At 65.3% G+C, this 24,533-nt stretch carries 30 protein-coding genes; 12 read left to right on the top strand and 18 right to left on the bottom strand.

Features of this window, described 5'->3' with window-relative positions:
- Positions 1 to 24: 24 nt before the first annotated feature.
- The 6 genes from AC1DR6_RS14835 to AC1DR6_RS14810 all read right to left on the bottom strand — a co-directional run bounded on the left by AC1DR6_RS14835 (position 25) and on the right by AC1DR6_RS14810 (position 5,397).
- Positions 25 to 888 carry an outer membrane protein gene (locus tag AC1DR6_RS14835; protein WP_476830017.1) on the bottom strand — a complete coding sequence of 288 codons (864 nt, stop codon included), beginning with the start codon at positions 886 to 888 and terminating at the stop codon, positions 25 to 27.
- A gap of 139 nt (positions 889 to 1,027) precedes the next feature.
- The gene (locus AC1DR6_RS14830) at positions 1,028 to 1,459 is read right to left on the bottom strand and encodes a low affinity iron permease family protein (RefSeq protein WP_476830016.1); all 432 of its coding nucleotides are present in this window, start codon (positions 1,457 to 1,459) and stop codon (positions 1,028 to 1,030) included.
- A 66-nt stretch (positions 1,460 to 1,525) separates the two neighbouring features.
- Positions 1,526 to 2,362, bottom strand: a complete 837-nt coding sequence (gene fghA, locus AC1DR6_RS14825) for an S-formylglutathione hydrolase (protein ID WP_476830015.1) — start codon at positions 2,360 to 2,362, stop codon at positions 1,526 to 1,528.
- 199 nt (positions 2,363 to 2,561) lie between these two features.
- Positions 2,562 to 3,674 (bottom strand): S-(hydroxymethyl)glutathione dehydrogenase/class III alcohol dehydrogenase, encoded by a 1,113-nt coding sequence (locus AC1DR6_RS14820; RefSeq protein WP_476830014.1) that lies wholly within the window; start codon positions 3,672 to 3,674, stop codon positions 2,562 to 2,564.
- Positions 3,675 to 3,789: 115 nt separating this feature from the next.
- Complete coding sequence (locus AC1DR6_RS14815) at positions 3,790 to 4,698, bottom strand: hypothetical protein (RefSeq protein WP_476830013.1); 909 nt, start codon at positions 4,696 to 4,698, stop codon at positions 3,790 to 3,792.
- Positions 4,699 to 4,833: 135 nt separating this feature from the next.
- A complete protein-coding gene (locus tag AC1DR6_RS14810) occupies positions 4,834 to 5,397 on the bottom strand; it encodes an NUDIX hydrolase (RefSeq protein ID WP_476830012.1) in 564 nt (187 codons plus the stop codon).
- 239 nt (positions 5,398 to 5,636) lie between these two features.
- On the opposite strand from AC1DR6_RS14810, the gene AC1DR6_RS14805 reads away from it, so the two are divergent.
- The 3 genes from AC1DR6_RS14805 to AC1DR6_RS14795 are packed head-to-tail and all read left to right on the top strand — an operon-like array spanning position 5,637 to position 7,048.
- Entirely contained in the window at positions 5,637 to 5,846 is a 210-nt protein-coding gene (locus AC1DR6_RS14805) for a hypothetical protein (protein WP_476830011.1), read from the top strand.
- Between the two features lie 8 nt (positions 5,847 to 5,854).
- A complete protein-coding gene (locus AC1DR6_RS14800) occupies positions 5,855 to 6,787 on the top strand; it encodes a dihydrodipicolinate synthase family protein (RefSeq protein ID WP_476830010.1) in 933 nt (310 codons plus the stop codon).
- A 45-nt stretch (positions 6,788 to 6,832) separates the two neighbouring features.
- Positions 6,833 to 7,048, top strand: a complete 216-nt coding sequence (locus AC1DR6_RS14795) for a hypothetical protein (RefSeq protein ID WP_476830009.1) — start codon at positions 6,833 to 6,835, stop codon at positions 7,046 to 7,048.
- Positions 7,049 to 7,053: 5 nt separating this feature from the next.
- On the opposite strand, the gene aceB is transcribed toward AC1DR6_RS14795, so the two are convergent.
- The gene (aceB, locus tag AC1DR6_RS14790) at positions 7,054 to 8,661 is read right to left on the bottom strand and encodes a malate synthase A (protein WP_476830008.1); all 1,608 of its coding nucleotides are present in this window, start codon (positions 8,659 to 8,661) and stop codon (positions 7,054 to 7,056) included.
- A gap of 290 nt (positions 8,662 to 8,951) precedes the next feature.
- On the opposite strand from aceB, the gene AC1DR6_RS14785 reads away from it, so the two are divergent.
- Positions 8,952 to 10,244, top strand: a complete 1,293-nt coding sequence (locus AC1DR6_RS14785) for a vWA domain-containing protein (RefSeq protein WP_476830007.1) — start codon at positions 8,952 to 8,954, stop codon at positions 10,242 to 10,244.
- Here the strand turns inward: AC1DR6_RS14785 and AC1DR6_RS14780 are convergent.
- The 3 genes from AC1DR6_RS14780 to ygfZ all read right to left on the bottom strand — a co-directional run bounded on the left by AC1DR6_RS14780 (position 10,219) and on the right by ygfZ (position 12,552).
- The gene (locus AC1DR6_RS14780) at positions 10,219 to 10,860 is read right to left on the bottom strand and encodes a YfbR-like 5'-deoxynucleotidase (protein WP_476830006.1); all 642 of its coding nucleotides are present in this window, start codon (positions 10,858 to 10,860) and stop codon (positions 10,219 to 10,221) included. The genes AC1DR6_RS14785 and AC1DR6_RS14780 overlap by 26 nt on opposite strands.
- A 172-nt stretch (positions 10,861 to 11,032) precedes the next feature.
- A complete protein-coding gene (locus AC1DR6_RS14775; RefSeq protein ID WP_476830005.1) occupies positions 11,033 to 11,668 on the bottom strand; it encodes a DNA-3-methyladenine glycosylase I in 636 nt (211 codons plus the stop codon).
- Positions 11,665 to 12,552, bottom strand: a complete 888-nt coding sequence (gene ygfZ, locus AC1DR6_RS14770) for a CAF17-like 4Fe-4S cluster assembly/insertion protein YgfZ (RefSeq protein ID WP_476830004.1) — start codon at positions 12,550 to 12,552, stop codon at positions 11,665 to 11,667. The genes AC1DR6_RS14775 and ygfZ overlap by 4 nt, the downstream gene beginning before the upstream one ends.
- A gap of 258 nt (positions 12,553 to 12,810) precedes the next feature.
- Here ygfZ and AC1DR6_RS14765 point away from each other — a divergent pair, with 258 nt between their 5' ends.
- From AC1DR6_RS14765 to AC1DR6_RS14750, 4 genes are all read left to right on the top strand, one after another.
- A complete protein-coding gene (locus AC1DR6_RS14765; RefSeq protein WP_476830003.1) occupies positions 12,811 to 14,151 on the top strand; it encodes a dihydroorotase in 1,341 nt (446 codons plus the stop codon).
- A gap of 137 nt (positions 14,152 to 14,288) precedes the next feature.
- Positions 14,289 to 14,708: a YciI family protein gene (locus AC1DR6_RS14760; RefSeq protein ID WP_476830002.1), complete on the top strand. Its 420-nt coding sequence runs from the start codon at positions 14,289 to 14,291 to the stop codon at positions 14,706 to 14,708.
- Between the two features lie 3 nt (positions 14,709 to 14,711).
- Entirely contained in the window at positions 14,712 to 15,134 is a 423-nt protein-coding gene (locus tag AC1DR6_RS14755; RefSeq protein ID WP_476830001.1) for a YciI family protein, read from the top strand.
- Positions 15,135 to 15,194: 60 nt separating this feature from the next.
- The gene (locus tag AC1DR6_RS14750) at positions 15,195 to 16,469 is read left to right on the top strand and encodes an RNA polymerase sigma factor (RefSeq protein ID WP_476830000.1); all 1,275 of its coding nucleotides are present in this window, start codon (positions 15,195 to 15,197) and stop codon (positions 16,467 to 16,469) included.
- On the opposite strand, the gene AC1DR6_RS14745 is transcribed toward AC1DR6_RS14750, so the two are convergent.
- The 5 genes from AC1DR6_RS14745 to pdxH all read right to left on the bottom strand — a co-directional run bounded on the left by AC1DR6_RS14745 (position 16,466) and on the right by pdxH (position 19,247).
- Entirely contained in the window at positions 16,466 to 16,735 is a 270-nt protein-coding gene (locus AC1DR6_RS14745; protein ID WP_476829999.1) for a hypothetical protein, read from the bottom strand. The two genes, AC1DR6_RS14750 and AC1DR6_RS14745, sit on opposite strands and share 4 nt — an antisense overlap.
- A gap of 182 nt (positions 16,736 to 16,917) precedes the next feature.
- Positions 16,918 to 17,349 (bottom strand): TIGR02301 family protein, encoded by a 432-nt coding sequence (locus tag AC1DR6_RS14740; protein WP_476829998.1) that lies wholly within the window; start codon positions 17,347 to 17,349, stop codon positions 16,918 to 16,920.
- Positions 17,346 to 17,825 (bottom strand): NUDIX hydrolase, encoded by a 480-nt coding sequence (locus AC1DR6_RS14735; RefSeq protein ID WP_476829997.1) that lies wholly within the window; start codon positions 17,823 to 17,825, stop codon positions 17,346 to 17,348. Before AC1DR6_RS14735 ends, AC1DR6_RS14740 begins: the two co-directional genes overlap by 4 nt.
- A gap of 16 nt (positions 17,826 to 17,841) precedes the next feature.
- The gene (locus AC1DR6_RS14730; RefSeq protein ID WP_476830218.1) at positions 17,842 to 18,564 is read right to left on the bottom strand and encodes an SDR family NAD(P)-dependent oxidoreductase; all 723 of its coding nucleotides are present in this window, start codon (positions 18,562 to 18,564) and stop codon (positions 17,842 to 17,844) included.
- A 68-nt stretch (positions 18,565 to 18,632) separates the two neighbouring features.
- A complete protein-coding gene (gene pdxH / locus AC1DR6_RS14725) occupies positions 18,633 to 19,247 on the bottom strand; it encodes a pyridoxamine 5'-phosphate oxidase (protein ID WP_476829996.1) in 615 nt (204 codons plus the stop codon).
- Positions 19,248 to 19,369: 122 nt separating this feature from the next.
- Between pdxH and AC1DR6_RS14720 the strand changes: the two genes are divergently transcribed.
- The 3 genes from AC1DR6_RS14720 to fabI all read left to right on the top strand — a co-directional run bounded on the left by AC1DR6_RS14720 (position 19,370) and on the right by fabI (position 21,973).
- Positions 19,370 to 19,828 carry an RT0821/Lpp0805 family surface protein gene (locus tag AC1DR6_RS14720; RefSeq protein WP_476829995.1) on the top strand — a complete coding sequence of 153 codons (459 nt, stop codon included), beginning with the start codon at positions 19,370 to 19,372 and terminating at the stop codon, positions 19,826 to 19,828.
- A gap of 263 nt (positions 19,829 to 20,091) precedes the next feature.
- On the top strand, positions 20,092 to 21,012 hold the full coding sequence (locus AC1DR6_RS14715) for a DnaJ C-terminal domain-containing protein (RefSeq protein ID WP_476829994.1): 921 nt from the start codon (positions 20,092 to 20,094) through the stop codon (positions 21,010 to 21,012).
- Between the two features lie 121 nt (positions 21,013 to 21,133).
- A complete protein-coding gene (gene fabI, locus AC1DR6_RS14710) occupies positions 21,134 to 21,973 on the top strand; it encodes an enoyl-ACP reductase FabI (protein ID WP_476829993.1) in 840 nt (279 codons plus the stop codon).
- Here fabI and folK read toward each other — a convergent pair whose 3' ends face one another.
- From folK to folP, 3 genes are read right to left on the bottom strand one after another with little or no spacing between them, the layout of a single operon-like run.
- Entirely contained in the window at positions 21,974 to 22,489 is a 516-nt protein-coding gene (folK, locus tag AC1DR6_RS14705; RefSeq protein WP_476829992.1) for a 2-amino-4-hydroxy-6-hydroxymethyldihydropteridine diphosphokinase, read from the bottom strand.
- Positions 22,479 to 22,853 (bottom strand): dihydroneopterin aldolase, encoded by a 375-nt coding sequence (folB, locus tag AC1DR6_RS14700; protein WP_476829991.1) that lies wholly within the window; start codon positions 22,851 to 22,853, stop codon positions 22,479 to 22,481. Before folB ends, folK begins: the two co-directional genes overlap by 11 nt.
- Positions 22,850 to 23,689 (bottom strand): dihydropteroate synthase, encoded by an 840-nt coding sequence (folP, locus tag AC1DR6_RS14695; RefSeq protein ID WP_476829990.1) that lies wholly within the window; start codon positions 23,687 to 23,689, stop codon positions 22,850 to 22,852. The genes folB and folP overlap by 4 nt, the downstream gene beginning before the upstream one ends.
- 177 nt (positions 23,690 to 23,866) lie before the next feature.
- Between folP and AC1DR6_RS14690 the strand changes: the two genes are divergently transcribed.
- On the top strand, positions 23,867 to 24,463 hold the full coding sequence (locus tag AC1DR6_RS14690; RefSeq protein WP_476829989.1) for a histidine phosphatase family protein: 597 nt from the start codon (positions 23,867 to 23,869) through the stop codon (positions 24,461 to 24,463).
- Positions 24,464 to 24,533 lie beyond the last annotated feature (70 nt).

The raw sequence follows: 24,533 nt of genomic DNA, 5'->3' as shown, positions 1-24,533 counted from the left end.
CGTCGTCGTTTTAAGCTTTCGCCTTCAGTATTTCCGCACCGTCGGCTGCGGGGCGTAGGCGACAGGCTCCGGCGTGCCGCAGCAGTTCGGGTCGCCGAAGTTCCAGCGCATGCCGATGCGGAAATCGTGGCTGTCGATGTCCTTGGCCTTCAGCGGGGCGTAGTTCTCGCTGTTGAAGGCGTTCATGATGCGGCCGGAGCGGGCATCGCCGAGGTTGAGGTAACGATAGCCGAATTCCAGCGTGAGGTTCTTGTTCACCTCGTAGCCGACGCCGGCCATCAAAGCCCAGGCAAGGCCGGTCTTCGAGCCGCTGGAGGCGGTGCCCAGCGTCGAGCCGACAAAGTTGCCCAGCAGGACGCCCTGATCGGTCAGGCCCTCGATGCGATTGTTGGCGAAGCCGATGCCGCCGCCGATATACGGCGTCAGGCAGTTCCAGGTGCCGAGGTCGATATAGCCGTTGAACAAGGTGACCAGCGAGGTCAGGTTGCCCTTGTAGGTGTTGGTCTGGTTCCCGTTGTTGAATGGGTTGTAGACGATGTCGTTGACGCCGATCTGGCCAGCGCCACGATATTCGCCGGTGATGTCGGCGCGAAGCCAGTTGTTGAAGCGATAGCCGATGCCGACGCCGCCGAAGAAGGTGGCATTGCTCTTGGCCGCGCCAAAGAAGCTGCCGCCGAACTGCACGGTGTCGTCCTGGCTGTATTTGCTGATGCTCTCGACGCCGACACCGATATCGCCGCGCAGATAGATTCCGCTGGAGATGGTACCCTTGAGGCCGAGCGGCTCGGGTGGCGGGGGCGGAGCGTAGGCGAGATCGGCCGCGTGGGCCGCAGCGGATGCACCGAGGGCCAGGACGCCCGACAGCGCAAAAGTTTTCAGGCTGCCCATGGCAGTGTCCTTCGCGTTTGCACGGCTCGAAACGCAGACCGTGCGTGTTACCAACGAGAAGGACGGTGGCAGGAATTTCCTAACTGACACTTAACCTTAAGCGCTAACCTTACTTTTCGCTGAAGCTCGCCGCGGGTTCTTAACCTTCGGTCGCGCAAGCCTGTGCCGCGCTCTTGCTGGAGGCTTCGCGCGCCTTGCCGGCGAGCGCCTCGAATTCCTTGCGGATTTCCTCGATCTTGTCGGAGTCGAGCTCCTCGAGGTCGAGCAGTTCGTTACGAGCGCCTTCGATACGGTTGATCAGTTCGTCGAGCTTGATCTGCATCGCCGCCGTGTCGCGGTTCTGGCTGTTCTGGATGATGAAGACCATCAGGAAGGTGACGATCGTCGTCGAGGTGTTGATGACGAGCTGCCAGGTGTCGTTGTAGCCGAAGAACGGCCCGGAGAGCGCCCAAAGCACGATGATCGCGGCGGCGCCGACAAAGGTCTGCGGCTTGCCCGCCCATTGCGACACCGTCTGCGACAGACGGGTAAACAGCGAGCGGTCGCTCTGCGGCATTCTCGGCTTGGCCATGGTCGGCTCCCCAGCGCTGAAGTCTCCTTCAGGAACGCCGTTGAGGGGAGGGCCGTTCCAAAGTCCCTATGCGCTCAGGCGCTCGGCATGCCAGGCGATGTGCTGTGCCATGAAGGTCGAGACGAAATTGTAGGAATGGTCGTAGCCCTCCCGCATGGTGAGCTGGAGCGGGATACCGGCTGTCGCGCAAGCGACCTCCAGGAGTTGCGGACGCAAGCCTTCATCGAGGAAGCCGTCGGCGCTGCCCTGGTCGACCAGCAATTCGCGCAGCCGGTGGCCATCGGCGATGAGCAGCGTCGCATCATAGCCGCGCCAGGCCGCCTCATCTGAGCCGAGGTATTTTTCGAAGGCAGGGCGCGACCAGCCGGCGGTGGAGGGCTGGCTGATCGGCGCAAAGGCGGAAACGGAGCGGTAGCGCTCCGGGCTCTTGAGCGCGAGCGTGATCGCGCCATGGCCGCCCATGGAATTGCCGAAAATGCCCTGGCGGGACATATCGAGCGGGAAGTTGCTGGCGACCAGCGCCGGCAGCTCGTCGCGGATATAGCTCTCCATCCGGTAGTTCTTGGCATAGGGCTGTTGCGTCGCATCGAGGTAGAAGCCCGCGCCGGAGCCGAACTGCCAATTGTCGGGCTCGTCTGGCACATCCTCGCCGCGCGGTGAGGTGTCGGGGCAGATCACGGCGATGCCGTTGGCGGCGGCCGCAGCGCGGTACTCGCCCTTGTCCATGACGTTCTGGTGGCTGCAGGTCAGGCCCGAAAGATACCACAGCACCGGCACCGGCCCGTCCTCCGCCTGATGGGGCAGGTAGATCGCGAAGGTCATCGGGCAAGCGCAGGCCTGGCTCTGATGGCGATAGACGCGCTGGGAGCCGCCGAAGGCTTTCGAGCTGGAGAGCAGTTCCATGGGGTATCCTTTGTGGTTGCGCGACCTTTGTCATTCCGGGGCTTCGCGGAGCGAAGAACCCGGAACCCACGACCGGGCGATCGTGCCCGGTTGCGTCGTCAAAGGTCACACCCAGTCGTGGGTTCCGGTTCAGCGCTATGCGCTGCCCCGGAATGACGAGCTGTCTTGCCCTGCCGATGCGTTCAGAAAGCGACGCTCTTCAGTAAACCACTACGCTCCTGATCGACTTGCCCTCATGCATCAGGTCGAAGCCGGTGTTGATCTCGTCGAGGCTGAGCTTGTGGGTGATCAGGTCGTCGATGTTGATCTTGCCCTCCATGTACCAGTCGACGATCTTGGGTACGTCGGTGCGCCCGCGCGCGCCGCCGAAGGCCGTGCCTTTCCAGACGCGGCCGGTGACGAGCTGGAACGGGCGGGTGGAGATCTCCTTCCCGGCCTCGGCGACGCCGATGACGATCGACTCGCCCCAGCCGCGATGGCAGCATTCTAGCGCCTGGCGCATGACGTCGGTATTGCCGGTTGCGTCGAAGGAGAAGTCGGCGCCGCCGCCAGTCAGATCGACGATCGCCTGCACGACCTTGTCGTTGCCGACCTCCTTCGGGTTGACGAAGTGGGTCATGCCGAACCTGCGCGCGATCTCCTGCCGGGCGGGATTGATGTCGACGCCGATGATCTTGTCGGCGCCGACCATGCGGGCGCCCTGAATGACGTTGAGGCCGATGCCGCCGAGACCGAACACGACCACGTTCGCGCCGGGCCAGACTTTTGCCGTGTAGATCACCGCGCCGATGCCGGTGGTGACGCCGCAGCCAATGTAGCAGATCTTGTCGAAGGGCGCGTCCTCGCGGACCTTCGCCAGCGCGATCTCGGGCAGGACCGTGAAGTTCGCGAAGGTCGAGCAGCCCATATAGTGAAACACCTCGCCGCCTTCGCAGGAGAAGCGCGAGGTGCCGTCCGGCATCACGCCTTGCCCCTGCGTCGCACGGATCGAGGTGCAAAGGTTCGTGCGCTGCGAGAGGCAGGACTTACAGTTGCGGCATTCCGGCGTGTAGAGCGGGATGACGTGGTCGCCGACCTTGAGCGAGGTGACGCCGGCGCCGATCTCGCGGACGATTCCCGCGCCCTCATGGCCCAGGATCGCCGGGAATTTCCCCTCGGAATCCAGGCCCGACAGCGTGTAAGCGTCGGTGTGACAGATGCCGGTCGCCATGACCTCGACCAGAACTTCGCCGGCTTTCGGGCCGCCGATCTCGATGGTCTCGATGGTGAGCGGCTTGCCGGCTTCCCAGGCGACGGCGGCACGGGTCTTCATCGGGCGGATCCTTCCTCGAGTCTCGTCCGAGGAGCAGTACGTCAACCCCGCTGCAAATGGAAAGGGCGGCCGCGTTGCCGCTGCCGCCCTGATGCGAGATGCTCGGTCGTGGTGGTCAGAAGCTGTAGCCGGCTTTCACCTTCAGCACATGGCGGCTGAAATTGGTCAGGTCGAGATCGCCGGGCTGGCCCTTGGCCTTGCCGGCGACCTGGATGTTGTAGGCGGCCGAGAGCGCCCATTCCTTGCTGGCCTGCCAGAACACGCCGGGGCCGACATAGGTGGCATTGCCCACGTCCTTGCCGAAGCCGAGCTCGTTGTGCTTGCGCTGATGACGGACCTCGCCGCTCAGATAGAGCCCGTCCTGCACCTGCCAGGCGAGCGAGCCGGCGAGCGTCAACGTCGAGGAGCGGCCATAGGGGGAGGGCCCGGTCCAGGTCAGATCCTGCGAGACGTTGAACGCGGCGTAGAGCTTGTTCGCGATCAGCGCCTTGTCGGCATAGAGCCGGATGCCGGTGTTGTAGGTGGTGAAGGTGCGGGCGAGGCCGTCCGGATCGGTGCGGTTGGCGCTGGGGTCGATGACCAGCGTCAGGCCCAGCCCGTGCATGTCGCGTCCGAGCAGGCGGTACTTCATCTCGACGCCGGCGCCATAGCTGGTGGAGTCGTTGCCGACGCCGAGCGCGCGGGAATTGGTGGCGCCGCCCAGCAGATAGGGGCCGACCTCGGCGCAAGGAAACAGCCCGTAAGAGCCCTGAAGCTGTGCACCGTGACTGTTCGAGCGGCCGATGCGCGTGCCGTAGCCGCCCTGATAGGTCAGGCTCGGGCCGAAGGCGCCGACAGCGGCCACTTCCGAGCCGGTGGTGAAGCCGAAGGCGTCGGTCGGGATGCTGTCGGTCTCGGTGCAGGCCGAGACGACAGGGGCCGGCGCTGCGGGAGCGCCCTTGCGGGAGGGCAGATCAGCGGCGCCTGCCGCTGACGCCAGCAAGGTCAGCGTCACGGCCAGGGTCGAGGAGAAGCGAAGGTTCATGACGCGAATTCCGATTGCACGAGCCGCCAGTGATTCGCAGACGACAATGACACCTTGCGCTGCCGCAACTGGAGCGGCGATTAAAGAGCCATAGTTGTTTTCGATATCCGCCCCGTTGTTGTTGCGATGCAACACTCACCCGAGGGGCGGAAGCAGGGCGATGCGGGCCAGCGCGCGCGGCGCGATCTCTGCCAGGGCCTCAAGCGGCTTCCAGGCGGCGGCGTGCACCTCTTCCTCTTGCGGGACCAGCGGCAGGTCGGGATCGGCGAGAAAGAGATATTGCAGGTCGTGATGGACATGATCGGGTTCGCCACGCGCCGGCTTGCCCGGCACGTCATGGCTGTCGATGGTGAACGGCAGGTCCTCGCTGCCGTGCCAGGGGTGCAGCCGCAGGCCCTGCACGCCGGTCTCCTCGATCGCCTCGCGCGCCGCCGACAGATGAAACTGCGCTGCGGCCTCCCAATGTCCGCCCGGCTGCAGCCAGCGCCCGATCACGACATGGTCGATCAGCAGCACCCACGCATGATCGGACGACAGCACGAAGGCGCTGGTGGTGAGGTGCCCCGGAAAGGTGTCGCGGCTGTCGAGCGCGTGGCCCTGCTCAAGCTGCCAGCGAAGCAGGGACAGGTATTCTCGCGGCGAGGCGATCTCCGCGCGATAACGGGTGATGATGCGGTCGAGACGGGGCAGGAAGTCCATGGCGGCGTCATAGGATGATTCCGATCCGAACCGCATCCTGAAAGCGCCTGCATGCTCGCGGGAGCCTCGACCCCGGCTGGGCGGGCTTCCCTTGGGCGAAAAGCCAAGGTCATGGCGCTGGCGCGCGTCCGAAATTCCTACATGATTCACATGCGCGCCGCGCTGCTTCCGCCTCGAACGGCTATGGCGCCGGGCCTAGTCTCGTTCCTGCGGCTCCGGGCCGCCTGGGCAGCAGGACAATGCAACGCATCCATCATAAGCGCTTCGCCGACCTTCCCGCCTTTCTGATCGGCCGGGATGACGAGGGACACTGGCTCGCCGTCGAGACGCATGGGCGCGGCGGCGGCCTGTTTTCCGATCAGGCTGCGGCGCTGCGCTACGCCGTGGCCGAGACAGCCCATCGGCCGCGCGCGGTACGCGTGACGCCGAGACGGCTAAGACTGCTCTGAGTACCGCCATGAACCATTGGCTTCACGGCATGTTCACGGCGCTGGTCACGCCGTTCAACGACGGCGAGCTCGACCTGAACGCGCTCGAACGCCTGATCGATTGGCAGATCGCGCAGGGCGCGGACGGCATCGTGCTGGCGACGGCGACCGGCGAAACCTCGGCGCTGAGCGAGGCCGAGCGGTTGACGCTCCTGTCGGCCGCTCGGAATATCGCCGGACGGCATTATCTGGTGATCGCCGCCGTCGGGACCTACGCGACCGGCCGGACGGTCGAGGAGGTCATCGCAGCCGAGAAGGCCGGCGCCTCGGCGCTGTTGCTGCGCATGCCCTATTACAGCCGTCCCACGCAGGCAGGGTTGGTCGCGCATATCGAGGCGGCAGCGCAGGCTACAGGGCTGGATATCGTTCTGGACAACGACCCCGATCGCTGCGGCGTCGAGGTCCTGCCGGAAACGCTAGAGCGGCTGGGCGAAACGTCCAACGTCATCGGAATCCTGGAGCGGCGCGGCGATCTCCGCCAGTGCGAACGGATCGGGCGACTGCGCGACCGCCGTTTCCTGCGGCTCACGGGCGCGGCGGACACGATCCCAGCCTATCTGCTGACCGGCGGCTGCGGCGCTGTCACCAGCATCGGGAATCTGGCGCCGCAGGGTTTGGCGAGGCTCGGCAGCGCGGTGCGCTCGGACCTGCATGGTCAGGGTCAAATCATGCAGCGACGGCTCGTCCCCCTGCTCGATCTGCTCGGCTCCGAACCGGACCCTGTGCTGGTCAAGCTCGCGTTGGCGCTGCTGCATCCCGGTTTCGACCCGGCCTGCCGGGCCCCGCTCATGTCGGCCAGCGAGGCGCTGCTGCCAGCACTTCGCGAGGCGATCGAGAATCTGCCACGCCCGGTCGATGAGCCCCTCGACCGTGCGTCAAGGCGCGATTTCGCAGGCGAATGAGCTCCGGCTCGCCGCTCGGCAGGCTTTCAGCCCAAAGGAGCACCCATGTCGGTCATCGGCACCTATCGCCGCCGCCGCGAGGCGGTCTATCGGACGCTCCGACGTCAGTCCGCCGGAGGGTGGAAGGCTGACGCGTTCCACCCTTTGGTCTCCGTGGTGCTGATGGCGGCGGTCGTCGCGATGCGGATCTGGTGGGCCGCGCATGCCGGCTGGCAGGAAGAGGCGCTGTCTTGCGACAGCGCCTCTTCCTGCCATCGTTAAGTCCGTCAGCCGAGTTTTCCGTAGGCGGGCACGGTCAGGAAATCCTCGAAATTCGGTGCCAGAGACAGCTGCTCGAACAGCGCGATTGCCTCCGGGAAGCGGCCCTTGGCGTAACTATCAGCCCCGACCTCTCCCTTCACCCGCTCCATTTCCTCGGCCAAGCAGCGCTTGAACAGGGCGGCATCCGCCGTCACGCCGCCTTCGAGCGCGACGCCGTATCGGACGAACTGCCAGATCTGAGCGCGGCTGATCTCGGCCGTCGCGGCATCTTCCATCATGTTGTAGATCGGCACCGCGCCGCGCCCGCGCAGCCAGGCCTCGAGATACTGCACGCCGACGCGGATATTCTCGCGGAAACCCGCTTCCGTACGCGTGCCCTGATGGACCTCCAGCAGGTCGCTGGCGCCGACTTCGACGTCCTCGCGCCCCTTGTCGAGCTGGTTGGCCTGCGGCATCAGACGGTCGAACACCTCCATCGCCACCGGGACAAGGTCGGGATGGGCGACCCAGGTGCCGTCATGGCCGTCGCCGGCCTCGCGCTCTTTGTCGGCCTTGACCTTGGCGAAGGCTGCGGCGTTGGCTTCGGGGTTGTTCTTGACCGGGATCTGCGCCGCCATGCCGCCCATCGCGAAGGCGCCGCGTTTGTGGCAGGTCTTGATCAGCAACAGGGAATAGGCCCGCAGAAACGCCTTCGACATCACGACCTGCGAGCGATCCGGCAGCACATAGGCCTTGTTGCGGGCGAGCTTCTTGATGAAGGAGAAGATGTAGTCCCAGCGGCCGCAGTTCAGCCCGGCCATGTGCTCGCGCAGCTCGTGGAGGATTTCATCCATCTCGAAGGCAGCCGGCAGCGTTTCGATCAGCACGGTCGCCTTGATGGTGCCGGTCTTGAGCCCGAGCGCATTCTGCGCCGCGACGAAGACGTCGTTCCAGAGACGCGCTTCGAGATGGCTTTCCAGCTTCGGCAGGTAGAAATACGGACCGGAACCGGCCGCCAGCGCCGCCTTGGCGTTGTGGAAGACATAGAGCCCGAAATCGACGAGCGAACCCGAGGCGGTCTCGCCGTCGATCTCGATATGCCGCTCCGGCAGATGCCAGCCGCGCGGGCGGATGATCAAGACGGCCGGCTTGTCCTTGACCTTATAGTCCTTGCCGTTGTTCGGATCGGTAAAATCGATTTTGTTCGCCCAGCGATCCCTGAGGTTGAGCTGGCCCTCGATCATATTGGCCCAGACCGGAGACGACGCGTCCTCGAAATCGGCCATGAAGACCTTCGCACCGGAATTCAGCGCGTTGATGATCATCTTGCGATCGACCGGGCCGGTGATCTCGACGCGGCGGTCCTGCAGATCGGCCGGGATCGGCGCGACTTTCCAGTCGCCTTCACGGATGTGGCGGGTCTCAGTGAGAAAGTCCGGCGTCTCGCCGGCGTCGAAGCGCTTCTGGCGCTCGACCCGGAGCGCGAGAAGGCGCTTGCGGGTCTCGTTGAAGCGGCGGTGAAGGTCCGCCACGAAGGCGAGCGCATCATGGGTGAGGACTTCATCGAAGCGGGGATGAAGGGCGCCTTTCACGGCAACGCCTTCAGGCAGCGCGAGGGTGGGCGTTTCGCTCATCGTTTCTCTCCGAAGATCCCTGAGAACGCTGCCATGCTGAGGCAATCCGATTGTTTTCGAAACGGCGTATCGTGACGATCACTTGTTCCCTTTTGGAAACAGTTTAGAGGCCGCCCGCTTGGCGGTCGCTGGTTCATCTATTTTGAACACCATAACCCCTATCAAACCGCGATTTTTGCTCAAAATGTGCCGATGCAGCCGAATCCCGCAGATCGATTTTATCAATTCGTAAGCCGCGAGCGCCAAGGCTTCACCGTCGAACCCTCTCGTTCGATCGGGAAATGACGCGCATGAGCAAGATCAGCCTCCTGCATCGCCTGCTGAAACAGTTCCGCCGGAACGAGCGCGGCAATGTGGCGATGATGTTCGCGCTGGCCCTTGTGCCGCTGATGGGCGTCATCGGTGTCGCGGTGGATTATTCGCGCGCCAGCCGCGTCCGGCAAGCGTTGTCCTCCGCGGTCGATTCGGCGGCGCTGATGGCGGCGCGCGACGCGCAGAAGCTGACCGATGCGCAACTGACCTCCCGGATCAACGCCTGGGTGAAGGACAACCTCCCCAGCGACGCCAAAGACCAGTTCACCGGCGTTACGGTGACGATCGACCGTACCGCACGCACGGTCATGATCGTCGCCAACGGTGCCGTTCCGGCGACGATCAGCCAAGTGATCGGCACCTCATCCTTGCCGGTGTCGACGACGAGCCAGTCGACCTGGGGCACGAACACGATCGAGCTTGCGCTGGTGCTCGATAACACCGGCTCGATGGCGCAGAGCGGGAAGATGGACGCATTGAAGGCTGCCGCCAAGGATCTCATCCAGATCATGAAGAACGCCACCGAGACGACGGACCAGATCCGCATCTCGATCGTGCCCTTCGCCACTCAGGTCCGCATCGACCGCACCTTCCAGAACGAGCAGTGGATGCGCTATGGCGCGACGCGGAACTGTAAGCAGGTCTTCAATTTGCTGACCTGGAAGTATGACACGAAGTGCGACACGATGGATAAGGCGACCTGGTCACAAGCGAGCGAAGGCTGCATCCAGGATCGCGACCAAAACTACGACACCACCGATGACTACTCGTTCAGCTCCAGCGCGCAGCAATATCCGGCTTATTGGTGCGCGGTGTCCTCGCTGGCGCAGATCCTGCCGCTGACCTCGGACTGGACATCGCTCAACGCCCGAATCGATGCGATGACCCCGACCGGCAACACCAACGTGACGATCGGTGCGGTCTGGGGCCTAGCGACGCTCACACCGAATGCCCCTTTTACGGAGGCCAAGCCCTTCACCCAGCCGCGGCTGAAGAAATATATGATCCTGCTGACCGACGGCGACAACACGCAGAACCGATATACATCCAACCAATCGGACATCGATGCTCGGACGAGCCTCGCCTGTACCAGCATCAAGGCGACGGGGACCAATGTCTACACGATCCGCGTGATGGACGGGAACGCGACCCTGCTGCGCAACTGCGCCTCCGCGACGAACATGTATTACGAGGTGACGTCGGCCTCGCAGCTCAGCCCGATCTTCAAGTCGATCGCAGCCGAGATCAGCCAGGTGCGTCTGACGCAGTAAGGTCGCCGCCAGGCGCGGAGCCCGACAGGGCTGCGTGACGCGACAGGAAGCGCGCTTGCGCGGTCTCCGTGTCGAGTGGCTCGAGCAAATGCAGGACATCGGCCGGCATGGCTTTGGGCCGGCCGAAATAGGTCAGCGCCTCCTCGCGGGCGAAGCCGGCAAGCCGCGTCGCCTCGAAGAAGGCGGCGATGGTGTCGGCCTCCTTGGTCCGTTTGCGGAGCAGGGCAGGCGTTTCCGACGGCAGCCCGAAGCGCAGGTGGATCGCAGTCAGAAGCCTCAGCTCGACGCTCTTGTAGGCATCCCCCATCACCACCTTGAACGGCGAGATCATGTCGCCGATGACATATTCCGGCGCGTCATGCAGCAGCGCCATCAACCGCCAGTCGTTGCTCCAATCCGGGTTGAGATGGCCCGCAATCGCCTCGACCAGCAGGGAATGTTGCGCGACCGAGAAGGAATGCGGCCCTTGCGTCTGTCCGTTCCAGCGGGCGACGCGGGCCAGGCCATGGGCGATGTCCTCGATCTCGATATCGAGCGGGGAGGGGTCGAGGAGATCCAGCCGCCGGCCGGAGAGCATGCGCTGCCAGGCGCGAGGCTGTGCGGGGCTGTGTCTCATGCGCGGCCCGAACCGACGTAAACCCGGCTCCCACAGCCCTCATCCTGAGGAGCAAGCGCAGCTTGCGTCTCGAAGGATGCTCCAGAAGGTTCCGGAGCCTCCTGGAGCATCCTTCGAGACGGCCGCTGAAGCGGCCTCCTCAGGATGAGGGCTATGAGGATGGGCCGGGAGGTCATGCCGCCCGCATATCCCGGGCCAGAGCGGCGCATTCGCTCCAGCGAAAGCAACCGGTCAGGTGGTCGTTGACCAACCCGCAGGCCTCCATGAAGGCGTAGACGATGGTCGGGCCGCAGAAGGTGAAGCCGGCTTTCTTGAGGTCCTTGGCCATCGATTCGGAGGTCTTCGTTTGCGTGGGAACCTCGCCTTGCGTGCGGAAGCTGTTCTGGAGCACGCGGCCGTCGAGATGCTTCCAGAGGAAATCGGCGAAGGGCTCGCGCTCGCTGATTCCAAGATAGGCCTGCGCGCTCTTGATGGTGCCCTCGATCTTGCCGCGATGACGGATGATGCCGGGATCGGCGAGCAAGCGCTGCACATCGGCCTCGCCGAAGCGGGCGACGGCCTCCGGCTCGAAACCGGCGAAGCCCGATCGAAAAGCATCGCGCTTCCTCAGGATGGTGATCCAGGACAGGCCGGCCTGAAACCCGTCGAGGATCAGCTTCTCCCAGAGCGCGCGCGAATCATATTCCGGCACGCCCCATTCGGTGTCGTGATAGGTGAGGTAAAGCGGGTCGGTGCCGGGCCAGCGGCAGCGGAACTTGCCGTCGGGGCCCTCGACCGCGATACGCTCCTCGATCAGAGCTTCGCTCATGCGGCGACTCCGAAGTCCGGCTCGCCGGGGAAGGGGAAGCGGATAAAGCCGGGCTTATGCGCGAGATGAAAGGCGAGACCGCCGCCAAGCGGAGTTTCGCCAGCCGCCATCGCATCAGCCAGACGGTCCAGCCTGAGCAAGGCCAGGGCCTTGCCATCCGCTGTGGAGCCGATGGTGCCGAGTGCCTTGCCGCCGGCCAACGCCTGAGCGCCGGTTTCCGTCGCGATGCCCTCGTTGAAGACGATCGGCACGATACGGGTGCGGGCCGTGCCGCGATGCTGCATGCGGGAGACGACCTCCTGGCCAATATAGCAGCCCTTCTTGAAGGAGACGCCGCCGAGCTGGTCGAGCAGCGCCTCGTGCGGAAAGGTGTCGCCGTAGGGGAAGTCACGCCCGCCTGCCGGCACGCCGAGCGCGACGCGACGCGCGTGATAAGCCTCAGGCTCGGCATCGACCAGGCTCTCGACCCCGGCCGCATCGACGATGGCGCGCTGGCCCATGTTGGGCAGGCGCGGATCGTCATAGATCAGCGCGCCTTCGGCTTGCAGCGTCGCGTCATCGATGGAGGCGAGCACGGCGCTCTGCTGCGTCAGATCGTCGAGCGCAATCTTGGCGCGCAGCCTGTAGAGCTTGAGGCGTTTCATCAGGTCTGGAATCTGCAGCAGCGGCGTATCGAGCAGGAAGCCGCCGCCTTCGTTGGGTGGCAGCGCGACGATGAAGAAATCGCAGATGATCTTGCCCTGCGGCGTCAGCAGCGCGCCATAGCCGGCCCGCTCGGGTGTGACTGTATCCATGTCGTTGGTGACGAGGTTCTGCAGGAAGTCGCGGGCCTCCTCGCCACTGACGCGAATGGCGCCGCGATCGATCAGGTGAGTGGCTGACATGAGTTGGTCTCCCGGCGAGCCCTTGTCGTCATTGCGAGGAGTGCAGCGACGAAGCAATCCAGAGGGGCGGGGCTGAACGTCTCACCCGGTCTTACTGGATTGCTTCGCTTCGCTTCGCTCGCAATGACGGTCGCGTCTGCAAATGACGTCGTGGCGATAGGTAGGCGGCTTCGGCCGCGTTCTCAACTCGCCTCGGCGGGCTCTTTCCGCTAATTCCTTCGACCTGCCTTCTCTCTCGATGCCACCCGGAGACCCGCCATGCCGCAGACCTACGACGTCATTCTCAAGGGCGGCACCGTGGTGAACCAGGACGGGCGCGTTCAGCGCGATGTCGGGATCGTCGGTGGCAGGATCATGGCGTTGGGCGATTTGTCGATGGCCTCGGCCGGTGAGACGGTCGATTGCACCGGCCTGCACATCCTGCCCGGCGTGATCGACAGCCAGGTGCATTTCCGCGAGCCGGGGCTCGACCACAAGGAGGATCTGGAGACGGGTTCGCGCGCGGCGGTGCTGGGCGGCGTGACCTGCGTCTTCGAGATGCCCAACACCATTCCGCAGACGACGACGCCGGAGGCGCTGGCCGACAAGGTCAGGCGCGGGCGCCAGCGTATGCATTGCGACTTCGCCTTCTGGGTCGGCGGGACGCATGAGAACGCCGCGGATGTGGCCGAGCTCGAACGGCTGCCCGGCGCGGCCGGCATCAAGGTCTTCATGGGCTCGTCGACCGGCGATCTGCTGGTGGAGGACGATAAGGGCGTAGCGGAGATCCTGAAGCGCACGCGAAGGCGCGCGGCTTTCCACTCTGAAGACGAGATGATGCTGCGCGAGCGGATGGGCCTGCGGGTCGAAGGCGACCCGTCGAGCCATCCGGTCTGGCGCTCGCCCGAAGTGGCGCTGACCTGCACGAAGCGGCTGGTGCGGATCGCGCGGGAAACCGGCGCTCGTGTCCACATCCTGCACATCTCCACCGGCGACGAGATGGAATTCCTGAAGGACCATAAGGATGTCGCCACCGTCGAGGTGCTGCCAAACCATCTGACGCTAGTGGCGCCCGATTGCTACCAGCGGCTCGGCACCTACGCCCAGATGAACCCGCCGATCCGCGATGACAGTCATCGCCAGCGCATCTGGTGGGGCGTGGAACAGGGCATCGTCGACGTGCTCGGCTCCGACCATGCGCCGCATACGCATGAGGAGAAGCACCATGCCTATCCCGCGAGCCATTCCGGCATGCCCGGCGTGCAGACGCTGGTGCCGATCATGCTCGACCATGTGAATGCCGGCCGGCTGACGCTGGAACGCTTCGTCGATCTCAGCAGCGCCGGGCCGCAGCGCATCTTCGGGCTGGAAGGCAAGGGCCGGATCGCTGTCGGCTATGATGCGGACTTCACCGTTGTCGACCTGAAGCGCCGCGAGACGATCACCAACGCCTGGGGCGCGTCGAAATGCGGCTGGACGCCCTATGACGGCGTCACCGTCACCGGCTGGCCTGTGGGCACCTATGTGCGCGGGCTGAAGGTGATGTGGGAGGGCGAACTGACGGCTCCGTCGCAGGGCGAGCCGGCTCGCTTTCTGGAGGCGCTGCCGGGGCAGGACTAAGATCACGGGACCGGCGGCAAAAGAATTCAAAAAAGATTCGGGGCCATGTCGATTCCGGCGAGCCCCGTTCGACGTGAGGACAGAGAAGGGGATGCGGCACCGGCCGATGCCCTTCTCCCAACCCAGGGAGAAGATCCATGCGCGTGATGGTTCTGGTCAAGGCGAACAAGGACAGCGAGGCCGGCATCCTGCCGAGCCAGGACATCCTCATGAAGATGGGGGCCTATAACGAGGAGTTGGTGAAGGCCGGCATCCTGCTGGCGGCCGAAGGGTTGCATTCCAGCGCCAAGGGCCTGCGCATCCGCTTTTCCGGAAGCGAGCGCACGCTGACTGACGGCCCCTTCGCCGAGACGAAGGAACTGCTCGCCGGCTTCTGGCTCTGGCAGGTGAAGTCGATGGACGAGGCCGTCGAGTGGCTGAAGCGCGCGCCCTTCGACGGCGGCACCGAGATCGAGCTCAGGCCCGTCTTCGAGATGGAGGATTTCGGCGCGGCGATGACGCCGGAGCTCTGCGAGCAGGAGACCAGGCATCGGGCCGACATCGAGCGGAAGGGTTGAGCGATGCGCTTCATGATCCTGGTCAAAGCGACCCACGATAGCGAGGCCGGTGCGAAGCCGAGTGCCGAGATGCTGGCAGCGATGATGGCTTACAACGAGGAACTCGTGAAAGCCGGCATCATGAAGGGCGGCGATGGGCTGCAGCCGAGTTCGAAGGGCGCCCGCGTCCAGTTCGACGGCCCGCAAAGGACCGTCGTCGACGGGCCGTTCGCGGAAACCAAGGAACTGGTCGCGGGCTATTGGCTTTGGGAATGCGCTTCGCTGGACGAGGCCATCGCCTGGGTGAAGCGCTGCCCGAACCCGATGCCGGGACCATCCGAGATCGAGATCCGGCCGCATTTCGAGATGGCCGATTTCGGCGATGTGGTCACGCCGGAGGCGGCGGCCGCGTGGGAGCGGCTGAAGCAGCAGGCCGGCGAGAGCTGAGCCGCATGGGCGGCACCGGCGCTTGCAAGCCGGATCGCCCGATGCTGAGTATCGTCGGCAATGTCGGCCAGCGATACACAGCGCACGATCGAGACGGTCTGGCGCATCGAGGCGCCCAAGCTGATCGCCGGCCTCGCGCGATTGACGCGCGATATCGGCCAGGCCGAGGAGCTGGCGCAGGACGCGCTGGTTGCCGCGCTGGCGCAGTGGCCCGAACAGGGCGTTCCCCATAACCCGGCGGCGTGGCTGATGCAGGTCGGCAAGCATCGCGCTCTCGATGCGGCCCGCCATGCGGTGATGGTCCGCCGCAAGCAGGATGAGCTCGGCCACCATACCGCGACGGGCGCACCGACGCCTCCGGATATCGACGCCATGCTGGACGATAAGGTCGGCGACGATCTGCTCCGGCTGATCTTCACGGCCTGCCATCCCATCCTGCCCAGGGAGGCACGGCTCGCGCTCACATTGCGGCTGATCGCAGGGCTGACGACCGAGGAGATCGCGCGCGCCTTTCTCGTTCCGGAGCCGACGATGGCGCAGCGGATCGTTCGCGCGAAAAAGACACTGAGCGACGCCCGGATTCCCTATGAGGTGCCAGCCGGCGCCGAACTGGGCGCACGCCTCGCCTCCGTGCTGGAGGTCGTCTACCTCACCTTCAACGAAGGTTATGCCGCCACTGCCGGAGAGGATTGGGTCCGACCCGCGCTTTGCGAGGAGGCGATGCGGCTGGGGCGCATCCTCGCCGCCCTCGCGCCGCAGGAACCCGAGGTTCTCGGGCTTCTCGCCTTGATGGAGCTGCAGGCATCGCGTCTCGGCGCCCGGATCGGGCCCGATGGCGAGCCGATCCTGCTGCTCGACCAGAATCGCGGGCGATGGGACCGGCTGCTGATCACGCGGGGTCTCGAGGTGTTGGAAATCGCCCAACGTCTCGCCGGGACGAGGCCGGGGCCGTATCTGTTGCAGGCCGCGCTCGCCGCCTGCCATGCCCGGGCGCGGACCGCCGAGGACACGGATTGGGCGCGGATCGCAGCGCTCTATGGCGTGCTGGCCCGCGTGATGCCGTCACCGATCGTGGAGCTGAACCGAGCGGTTGCCGTCGGCATGGCGGAGGGCCCCCAAGCCGGCCTCGCCCGGGTCGAGGCTCTCGCGAACGACCCGGCGCTCAAGGCCTACCATCTGCTGCCGAGCGTGCGGGGCGATCTTTTGTCGAAGCTCGGCCGGCATGACGAGGCGGCCTGCGCTTTCGATCAGGCTGTCGATTTGACGCGCAATCTCAAGGAGCGGGCCCTGATAGCGAAAAGGGCGGAAAACGCCCGTTCTGTCGCAGCGGATTAGTGGCGGGTGCCGCTGGTGAAGCCGCCGCAGCGGACCTTTTCCGGCAAGGCTTCCGTAAAGACGGCCGTGGCCTCCTCGCCATAGGTCTCGACGAGGGTGCGCAGCGCCGCAAACAGCGCGGCATGGGCCATCGCGTCTGAATCGAGACCGTCCTGCTGCCCTTCGGCGAAGGCGTCCTCGACATAGCCATAGGCGACGCGGCGCGCATCGCCGTGGTCTTCGGCGAGATTCGGGTCGAGCATCGAGTCGTCGGGCTGGATCGGCATCGAAACGGGTCTCTTCGCCTTCAATCTGCTGCGAATCGCACCGGTTATGCTCCGGATCGCGACGGTCGCCGAGAGTTTGAATCTTAGGCCGTGCCAGCGCGGCACGCCAGCGCGGTGTTTAAGAAAGGTTAATGCGTCCGATCAAATCCGCCACGACCGCGCAGTTGGGCAACAGTTGTTGCCTATCCGCCATAACGGCCGGCGAGCGCTTTCGACAATTGCTCGCCTTCACCGGCGAGGCGGGAGGCCGCTTCCTGGCTGCCATCGGTGCAGGCCCGATGCGTCAGCGCATAAGCCTTGAAGCCGCGATTGAACGCGGCGGTGAGACGGTCGCGCCGCTGCGGCGTGCGCCCTTCGGCCTCGACCAGCGCCGTCATGCGGTTGCCCCAATCCTGCGCCTCGCTGGCCCCGCACAGTGTTCGCAGATAGGCGAGCGAGCCCATGATTTCGGCGAGCTTGAGCAACTGCGGCTCATAGGCCGGGCCGCTAGGCTCAGCCGGGGCCGGCTCGACCGGCTTTTGCGGCACGGATTTCGGCGGCGGCCGCTGCTGCGAAATGGCTGTCAGAGGCGTCCAGGCCATCACAGCGGCGAGGAGGAGCGCTGCGCCCTTCACGCGTCGCCTGCCGCGATGAACAGTCGATGCGCCCGGCGCAGGACGTCGCCGAGCTCTCTCGTGGTCGGCAGCCCGCCGAGCTTCAGCGGATCTACCCACATCACCGCGCCTGCCTCCGGCCCCGGTTGCGCTTCGCCGGAGATCCAGGCGCCGACGAAAGAGGCGACGACGAAGTGATGGGTGATGGCGCCTGCGGGATCGCGCCCGAAAATCTCGACATGGCGGTTGAAAGAGAGGATGCGGGCGCGGACGCCGACCTCCTCCTCCAGTTCCCGCAAAGCGGCCTGTTCGAGCGTTTCGCCGGCCTCGACCTTGCCGCCGGGCAACGACCAGAGCTGATCGGCCGGCGGTTTGGTCCGGGTCGCGAGGAGCACTTGTCCCTCCCGAAACACCGCGATCGAGGCCGCCAGCACCGGCCGGGCCGCTGCCTTTCCCGGTGACGGGAAGCGGATGATCTGGCCGCTGCCGGGGTTCATCGGGCGGAGCCGCCGTTCAAACGTGCTGCCCGCCATTGATGTGCAGCTCGGAGCCGGTGACGTAGCTCGACGACTCCGTGCAAAGGAAATAGATCGCCTTGGCGACTTCGTCGGTCTTGCCGAGGCGCTTCAACGGCAGCGTCGCGACGATCTTTTCCGTGCCGGGCGAGAGGATCGCGGTATCGATCTCGCCGGGCGAGATCGAGTTCACGCGGATGCCGATCGGTCCGAAATCGGCCGCCATCTCGCGCGTCAGGCTGGCCAGCGCCGCCTTGGACGTCGCGTACGCAGCGCCCGCGAAGGGGTGCACGCGCGAGCCGGCGATGGAGCTGACATTGACGATGGCGCCCTTGGCCGCCGTCAGCTCGTCCAGCAGGCCGCGCGCCAGCATGATCGGCGCGAAGAAATTGACCTGAAAGACCTTGTGCCAGTCGTTGAAGGAGGTCGTGGCCGCGCCCAGCCGCTCGCCGTTGCGGCCTTTGGGCGAAATCCCGGCATTGTTGACGAGAGCGTTGAGCTTGCCGCCCTCGGCCTGGAGCCGCTTCTTGATCTCGGCGATGCCGCGCATCGTGTCTTCGGGATCGCCGAGGTCGATCTGGACATGGTCGTCGGCGCCGGACGGCCACGGGCATTTGTCCGAGAACGCCTGGCGCGAACAGGAGAGGATGCGCCAGCCCGCCATGGCGAACTGCATCACCGTCGCGTGGCCGATGCCGCGACTGGCGCCGGTCAGCAGCATCACCGGGCGCTTGCCGGCTTCGGTCTTGGGGAAATCGAATGTCGGCATCGCCATGGGCGTTGTTTCCCTCAAGGATAGAAGCGCTTCTTGGTCCAGTCCGCCGAGGCTGTCTCGCGGCTGAAGATGACGCGGTCGTGCAGGCGGAAGGCGCCGTCGCGCCAGAACTCGATATAGGCCGGGGCGACGCGAAAGCCACGCCAATAGGATGGCCGGGGAATCTCGCCGATGCCGAATTTGAGGGTGTAGCTCGCAACCGCCTTCTCCAGCGCGAAGCGGCTCTCCAGCGGGCGCGATTGCTGCGAGGCCCAGGCGCCGATGCGGCTGTCGCGCGGACGAGACTGAAAATATGCGTCCGATTCCGCGTCGGTCACCTGGGTGACCGTGCCGCGGATACGCACCTGCCGGCGCAGGCTCTTCCAGTGAAACAACAGGGCGGCCTTGGGCTGCCCAAGCAGCTCCTCGCCCTTCTGGCTTTCGGTGTTGGTGTAGAACACGAAGCCATCCGGCCCATGGCCTTTCAGCAGCACCATGCGGCTGTTGGGCAAGCCGTCGGCATCGACCGTCGAGAGCGCCATGCCGGTGGGATCGTTCGGCTCGGATTTCGTGGCTTCGTCGAGCCATTCCTGAAACAACGCAAAAGGCTCGTCGGACTGCGTGAAGTCACCGCTCGTTAACCGTTCCAAGTCTCTAATCCTCTGCTAGGGGCAAGGGTGCGGGCGTGCGGGTGTTGATCCGGTATCGGGCGGTTGGTTTATATAGGGCAGCCGCCATGGCGAGCCAAAGCCTTCCTGCGCGCGGGCCGGCCATGCGCCGACATGCCGCGTTGGGCGCTGTGCTGCTCGGGCTTTTCTGCGCCGGCTGCTCCGTTTCGTTCCCGATCATCGGGCTTTCGAGCAAAAGCGAGGACGAGGTCGCCACGACCGCCTCCCTGCCGGCGCGTCCAGCCGAGAAGACCGCCAATCTCGGAACGCTTGCAAGCGAACTGGGCCCGGAGGATCTGCGCCGCGCCGACGGGGCGATGTCGGTCGCGCTCGATCCGCAAGGGAACGGCGCCGCCGTCTCATGGGACAATCCACAAAGCGGGATCAAAGGCTCCTTCGTCCCGGTCGGTGGGCCCTTCCTGCGCGCCGACGAGATTTGCCGTGCCTTCATCGCCAGCGTGCAGACGCAGAGCAAGCCGCTCAAGCTCCAGGGCACGGCCTGCCGCCCTTCGGGCGGAGAGTGGGCAGTTAAGGATATGGACCCCTGGAAAGGCCTCGGCTGAGCTTCCAGCGGGCGGCAACAGATTCGACCGTCATTGCGAGCAGAGCGAAGCAATCCAGGAGGACCGGGCGGACCCCTCACCCAGTCCCCCTGGATTGCTTCGTCGCTCGCTCTTCGCGATGACGATTGCGAGATGGCGCATAGGCCCGGCTTCCGAGAAAGTCAAAACGGGTGTTGCGTTCGCGCCACACCGCTCCCAGATAGACGTGACAGGGTGGTCCGCGAGCCGGGCCGTCCCCGATCGTATGAAACGAGGTTCTTCGGATGCGCGACCCGTATCAGGTTCTGGGCGTCGCCCGCACCGCCAGCGACGCCGAGGTCAAGAAGGCTTTTCGCAACCGCGCCAAGAAGCTGCATCCCGACGCAAACCGGGATGACCCCAAGGCGCAGGATCGCTTCGCCGAACTCAATACGGCCTATGAAATTCTCGGCGACGACACCAAGCGCAAGCAGTTCGATCGTGGCGAGATCGACGCGGAGGGCAAGCCGCGCTTTCAAGGCTTCGAGGGCATGGGCGCGGGCCGGGGCAACCGCGCCGGCGGTTTCGAATTCAATTTCGGCCAAGGCGGCTCGCCCTATGGGCGGGCGGGGGCCGGCGGCACGGAAGCCGGCTTCGACCCTGCCGACATCTTTTCCTCGCTGTTCGGGGAGCAAGGCCGCCGGGCACGGGGCCGCGCCGAGCCGCAGAAGCCGGCGGAGCAGAGCTTCACGCTGGAGGTGACTCTGGCCGAGGCTGCCGGCGGCTCGACGCGGCGCATCAAACTGCCGGGCGGCCGCGAGGTCGAGATCACGGTTCCCGAAGGCGTCACCGATGGAAAGGTGATGCGCCTGCGCGGGCTTGGACAGACCGATCCGGTCTCGGGCGAGAGCGGCGACGTGCTGATGACCATCAAGGTCAAGTCCGATCCGCGCTTCGTCATCGATGGCAAGGATTTGCGCACGCGCGTGGCTGTGCCGCTCGCCAAGGCCGTGCTCGGCGGGCCGCTGCATGTGCCGACGCTGACCGGCGCTGTCGAGATGACAATCGCTCCGATGACCGGCACGACCAAGCAGTTCCGGCTGCGCGGCAAGGGGCTGAAGGACGACAAGGGCACGGCTGGCGACCTGTTCGTCGCGATCGACATCGAAATGCCGGCCAGCGACGCCGAACTCACGGCGCTCATGAAGAGCCGTGCCGAATCGTGATCCGTCGTTCCCGGACTGCTCGAAGCCTGTGATTCAGCCGTGGAGCCCGGCCTGAAAGCGGTTCCCGTTTTCCCGCGACTGTTCTAAGAGACCTGCTCAATCGTTCATCTGCGGGTTTCCCATGCCTGATTCCAACGCCATTTCGCCGACCGCCAATTTGCTCAAGGGCAAGCGCGGGCTCGTGATGGGCGTGGCGAACAACCGGTCGATCGCCTGGGGCATCGCAAAGGCAGCGGCGGACGCCGGCGCGGAACTCGCTTTCACCTATCAAGGTGACGCTTTGAAGAAGCGGGTCGAGCCGCTCGCCAAGCAGCTTGGCGGGCATGTCGTCGGCCATTGCGATGTCACCGATGCCGCGACGATCGACGCAGTCTTCGCCGAGGTCGAAAAGCTGTGGGGCAAGCTCGACTTCGTCGTCCACTGCATCGCCTTTTCCGACAAGGACGAGTTGACCGGCCGCTATGTCGACACGAGCGAAGCGAACTTCTCGAAATCGCTGCTGATCTCGGCCTATTCCTTCACGGCGATCGCGCAGCGCGCCGAGAAGCTGATGCCGGATGGCGGGTCCCTGCTGACGCTGACCTATTACGGCGCCGAAAAGTGGATGCCGCATTACAATGTGATGGGCGTGGCCAAGGCAGCGTTGGAAACCAGCGTGAAGTATCTCGCGGCCGATCTCGGGCCGGACAAGATCCGCGTCAACGCGATCTCGGCCGGGCCGATCAAGACGCTCGCCGCCTCCGGTATCGGCGATTTCCGCTACATCCTGAAGTGGAACGAATATAATTCGCCATTGCGTCGGACCGTGACGATCGAAGAGGTCGGCGAGACTGCGGTCTTCCTGGTGTCCGACATGTCGCGCGGCATCACCGGCGAAGTTCTCCATGTCGATGCCGGCTACCATGTCGTCGGCATGAAGGTGCCGACCGCGCCGGATATCTCGCTCGACAAGAGCGAGTGATCAGGTTTCGAGCAAGGCTCTGAGCTTTTCCGTCGCGGCCTCGTCGCGGCGGATGCTGTCATCGGCGAGAGCGTTTAAAAGCGTGGCGACGGGGATGCCGCCGATAGGTTTGGCTGGATCGAGTTCCGCCAGCGGGGCCAGGACGAAGGCACGCTCCGCGATGCGCGGATGCGGAATCTGCAGCCCGGGACGATCGATCGCTTCATTGCCATAGGTCAGGATATCGATATCGAGCGTGCGCGGACCCCAGCGCTCTGCCCGCTCGCGCTTGGCCTCGCGTTCGAGGGAGAGACCTAGTTCCAACAGGCGTTCGGCCGGCAGGCTCGTCGTGATGGCGACCGCCATGTTGAGGAATTCCGGCTGATCCGTCTTGCCCCAGGGCGCGGTGCGCCAGACCGAGGACAGTCGCACGAGCGCGACACCGGGATGCGCGCGCAGGCTGCGCAGCGCTTTGGCGAAGGCTTCGACGGGATCGCCGAGATTGCCGCCGAAGGCGAGGATGGCTTCAGTCGTCACGGCGAAAGCTCAGTCTGATGCCGGTTGCGGCCAGCGTCGCTGGGATGGGGGGCGCGGGCTTGCGCAGGGTGATTTCGATGCGCGTGATCGCGGAAAATTCGGCGAAAAGCGCGTCGGCGATGGCCTTGGCTGCCGCCTCGAGCAGTTGAAACCGGCGGGTCGTGAAGGTCTCAGCGACGATGCCGACGACGCGGCCGTAATCGACGGTATCAGTGAGAGCGTCGCTCGTGGCGGCCGGGCGCAGATCGGCGTCGAGCACGAGGTCGATCAGGAAGCGCTGGCCGAGCCGTTCCTCCTCGGCGAAGACGCCGTGATAGGCGTAGATGTCGAGCTTCTCGATGAGGATCTGGCCGGTTTCGCTCATGGGAACACCTGCGTTTCGTCGGCGATGGCGCGCCAGACCTTGAGCGCGTCGACATGGGGCGCGACGTCGTGGGCGCGGATGATGGCGGCGCCGCGGCTCGCGCCGTAGAGATGAGCGGACAGGCTCGCGGCGAGCCGTTCGGCCGGGATTTTGCGCCCGGTGATCAACCCTAGCGTGGATTTGCGGGAGGCACCGAGCAGGATCGGGCAACCGAGAACCGAGAGCCGGTCGAGACCGCGAATGAGATCGAGGTTCTGGCGCGGCGTCTTGCCGAAGCCGATACCGGGATCGATCACGATCTGGCGCTCCGGAACTCCCGCCCGGCGGGCGATGGCGACCGATTTCTCAAGATAGCGCGTCACCTCTGCGAAGATGTCGAGCGCGGCGTCGATCGAGTCGCGGTTATGCATCAGGATGATCGGGGCGCCGGCTGCCGCCGCGACGTCGGCGATCCCGGGATCGCGCTGCGCCCCCCAGACGTCGTTGACGAGCGAGGCGCCCGCGGCCAATGCCGCCTCCGCCACGTCGGCTTTCCAGGTATCGATCGAGATCGGCACGCGGCCGGCTCGGCTCAGCCCCGTAATGACCGGCAGGACGCGCGCAAGCTCCGTCTGCGCATCGACCTCCGCATGTCCGGGCCTGGTCGATTCGCCGCCGATATCGACGATGGCTGCGCCCTCCGCCGCCAGCTGCAGGCCGTGGGAGACCGCGTGTTCGGCGTCCGCCAGAAGCCCGCCATCCGAAAAGGAGTCCGGCGTGACGTTGACGATCCCCATCACCAGCGGCGCATCGAGCACCAGCGTGCGACCGTCCGGCAAAGTGAGGGTGGGGGGCATGGTGACGGAACCCGACGAGAGGCAGCGCGAGCCGATCGAAGGGCTCGCAGCCGGCTATACACGAGAGCGTTGCGGATCGGCCACCCATTGGGAGGGAAGGCGAAGCCGGATGGCAAACGCCGCTGGTGAGGCGTGTTAGGTTTTGACGGCGCCACCCGCAGCGTGCAGAAGCCGGACATGCTCCCGCTCACGCTCTCGCACCGGCTCATCCTCGTCCGCCACGGCGAGACCGACTGGAACAGGGAAGGGCGCCTGCAAGGCGGGCAGGACATTCCGCTGAACGCGCTCGGCCGCGAGCAGGCCGCCGAGGCGGCCGGGCGGCTGAAGACGCTGGCACCGAATTTCGCGGATCTCGATTATCTGTGCTCTCCGATGCAGCGTGCGCGCGAAACCATGGACATCCTGCGTCGCGAACTCGCGATGACGCCTGGCGAATACCGTTTCGACGAGCGGTTGAAGGAACTGACCTTCGGTAGCTGGGAGGGCTTCACCTGGCGCGACATCCGCAAGGCGGAGCGCGAACAGGCCGGCTTACGCGAGCGCGACAAATGGGGCTTCGTACCGCCCGGCGGCGAAAGCTATCGCATGCTGGCGGAACGCGTCCGCCCCGTGCTTGAAGAGCTGGCGCGGGAGACGGTGATCGTCAGCCATGGCGGTGTCGCCCGTGCGGTGCTCGCGCTTGTCGGCGCGGTTTCACCGCAAAAGGCGTCGATGGTCGAGATCTGGCAGGGCAAGCTGCTTGTCGTGGAAGGCAACAGCGCGGATTGGGTTTGACAGCAGGCTGCCCCATTCACGCCGGGTTCACGGTCGATATCGGAGAACGATGGCGGGAGCAGCGCTGTCA

It is taken from the genome of Allobosea sp. P5_A5 (genome assembly GCF_056400625.1).
This window is presented reverse-complemented; position numbering and strand designations above follow the sequence as displayed.

What these genes read in the sequence shown, in the direction of transcription:
- AC1DR6_RS14835 (WP_476830017.1), bottom strand. Translation starts at nt 888, where the DNA reads ATGGGCAGCCTGAAAACTTTTGCGCTGTCGGGCGTCCTGGCCCTCGGT.
- AC1DR6_RS14830 (WP_476830016.1), bottom strand. Translation starts at nt 1,459, where the DNA reads ATGGCCAAGCCGAGAATGCCGCAGAGCGACCGCTCGCTGTTTACCCGT.
- fghA (WP_476830015.1), bottom strand. Translation starts at nt 2,362, where the DNA reads ATGGAACTGCTCTCCAGCTCGAAAGCCTTCGGCGGCTCCCAGCGCGTC.
- AC1DR6_RS14820 (WP_476830014.1), bottom strand. Translation starts at nt 3,674, where the DNA reads ATGAAGACCCGTGCCGCCGTCGCCTGGGAAGCCGGCAAGCCGCTCACC.
- AC1DR6_RS14815 (WP_476830013.1), bottom strand. Translation starts at nt 4,698, where the DNA reads ATGAACCTTCGCTTCTCCTCGACCCTGGCCGTGACGCTGACCTTGCTG.
- AC1DR6_RS14810 (WP_476830012.1), bottom strand. Translation starts at nt 5,397, where the DNA reads ATGGACTTCCTGCCCCGTCTCGACCGCATCATCACCCGTTATCGCGCG.
- AC1DR6_RS14805 (WP_476830011.1), top strand. Translation starts at nt 5,637, where the DNA reads ATGCAACGCATCCATCATAAGCGCTTCGCCGACCTTCCCGCCTTTCTG.
- AC1DR6_RS14800 (WP_476830010.1), top strand. Translation starts at nt 5,855, where the DNA reads ATGAACCATTGGCTTCACGGCATGTTCACGGCGCTGGTCACGCCGTTC.
- AC1DR6_RS14795 (WP_476830009.1), top strand. Translation starts at nt 6,833, where the DNA reads ATGTCGGTCATCGGCACCTATCGCCGCCGCCGCGAGGCGGTCTATCGG.
- aceB (WP_476830008.1), bottom strand. Translation starts at nt 8,661, where the DNA reads ATGAGCGAAACGCCCACCCTCGCGCTGCCTGAAGGCGTTGCCGTGAAA.
- AC1DR6_RS14785 (WP_476830007.1), top strand. Translation starts at nt 8,952, where the DNA reads ATGAGCAAGATCAGCCTCCTGCATCGCCTGCTGAAACAGTTCCGCCGG.
- AC1DR6_RS14780 (WP_476830006.1), bottom strand. Translation starts at nt 10,860, where the DNA reads ATGAGACACAGCCCCGCACAGCCTCGCGCCTGGCAGCGCATGCTCTCC.
- AC1DR6_RS14775 (WP_476830005.1), bottom strand. Translation starts at nt 11,668, where the DNA reads ATGAGCGAAGCTCTGATCGAGGAGCGTATCGCGGTCGAGGGCCCCGAC.
- ygfZ (WP_476830004.1), bottom strand. Translation starts at nt 12,552, where the DNA reads ATGTCAGCCACTCACCTGATCGATCGCGGCGCCATTCGCGTCAGTGGC.
- AC1DR6_RS14765 (WP_476830003.1), top strand. Translation starts at nt 12,811, where the DNA reads ATGCCGCAGACCTACGACGTCATTCTCAAGGGCGGCACCGTGGTGAAC.
- AC1DR6_RS14760 (WP_476830002.1), top strand. Translation starts at nt 14,289, where the DNA reads ATGCGCGTGATGGTTCTGGTCAAGGCGAACAAGGACAGCGAGGCCGGC.
- AC1DR6_RS14755 (WP_476830001.1), top strand. Translation starts at nt 14,712, where the DNA reads ATGCGCTTCATGATCCTGGTCAAAGCGACCCACGATAGCGAGGCCGGT.
- AC1DR6_RS14750 (WP_476830000.1), top strand. Translation starts at nt 15,195, where the DNA reads ATGTCGGCCAGCGATACACAGCGCACGATCGAGACGGTCTGGCGCATC.
- AC1DR6_RS14745 (WP_476829999.1), bottom strand. Translation starts at nt 16,735, where the DNA reads ATGCCGATCCAGCCCGACGACTCGATGCTCGACCCGAATCTCGCCGAA.
- AC1DR6_RS14735 (WP_476829997.1), bottom strand. Translation starts at nt 17,825, where the DNA reads ATGAACCCCGGCAGCGGCCAGATCATCCGCTTCCCGTCACCGGGAAAG.
- AC1DR6_RS14730 (WP_476830218.1), bottom strand. Translation starts at nt 18,564, where the DNA reads ATGCTGCTGACCGGCGCCAGTCGCGGCATCGGCCACGCGACGGTGATG.
- AC1DR6_RS14720 (WP_476829995.1), top strand. Translation starts at nt 19,370, where the DNA reads ATGCGCCGACATGCCGCGTTGGGCGCTGTGCTGCTCGGGCTTTTCTGC.
- AC1DR6_RS14715 (WP_476829994.1), top strand. Translation starts at nt 20,092, where the DNA reads ATGCGCGACCCGTATCAGGTTCTGGGCGTCGCCCGCACCGCCAGCGAC.
- fabI (WP_476829993.1), top strand. Translation starts at nt 21,134, where the DNA reads ATGCCTGATTCCAACGCCATTTCGCCGACCGCCAATTTGCTCAAGGGC.
- folB (WP_476829991.1), bottom strand. Translation starts at nt 22,853, where the DNA reads ATGAGCGAAACCGGCCAGATCCTCATCGAGAAGCTCGACATCTACGCC.
- folP (WP_476829990.1), bottom strand. Translation starts at nt 23,689, where the DNA reads ATGCCCCCCACCCTCACTTTGCCGGACGGTCGCACGCTGGTGCTCGAT.
- AC1DR6_RS14690 (WP_476829989.1), top strand. Translation starts at nt 23,867, where the DNA reads ATGCTCCCGCTCACGCTCTCGCACCGGCTCATCCTCGTCCGCCACGGC.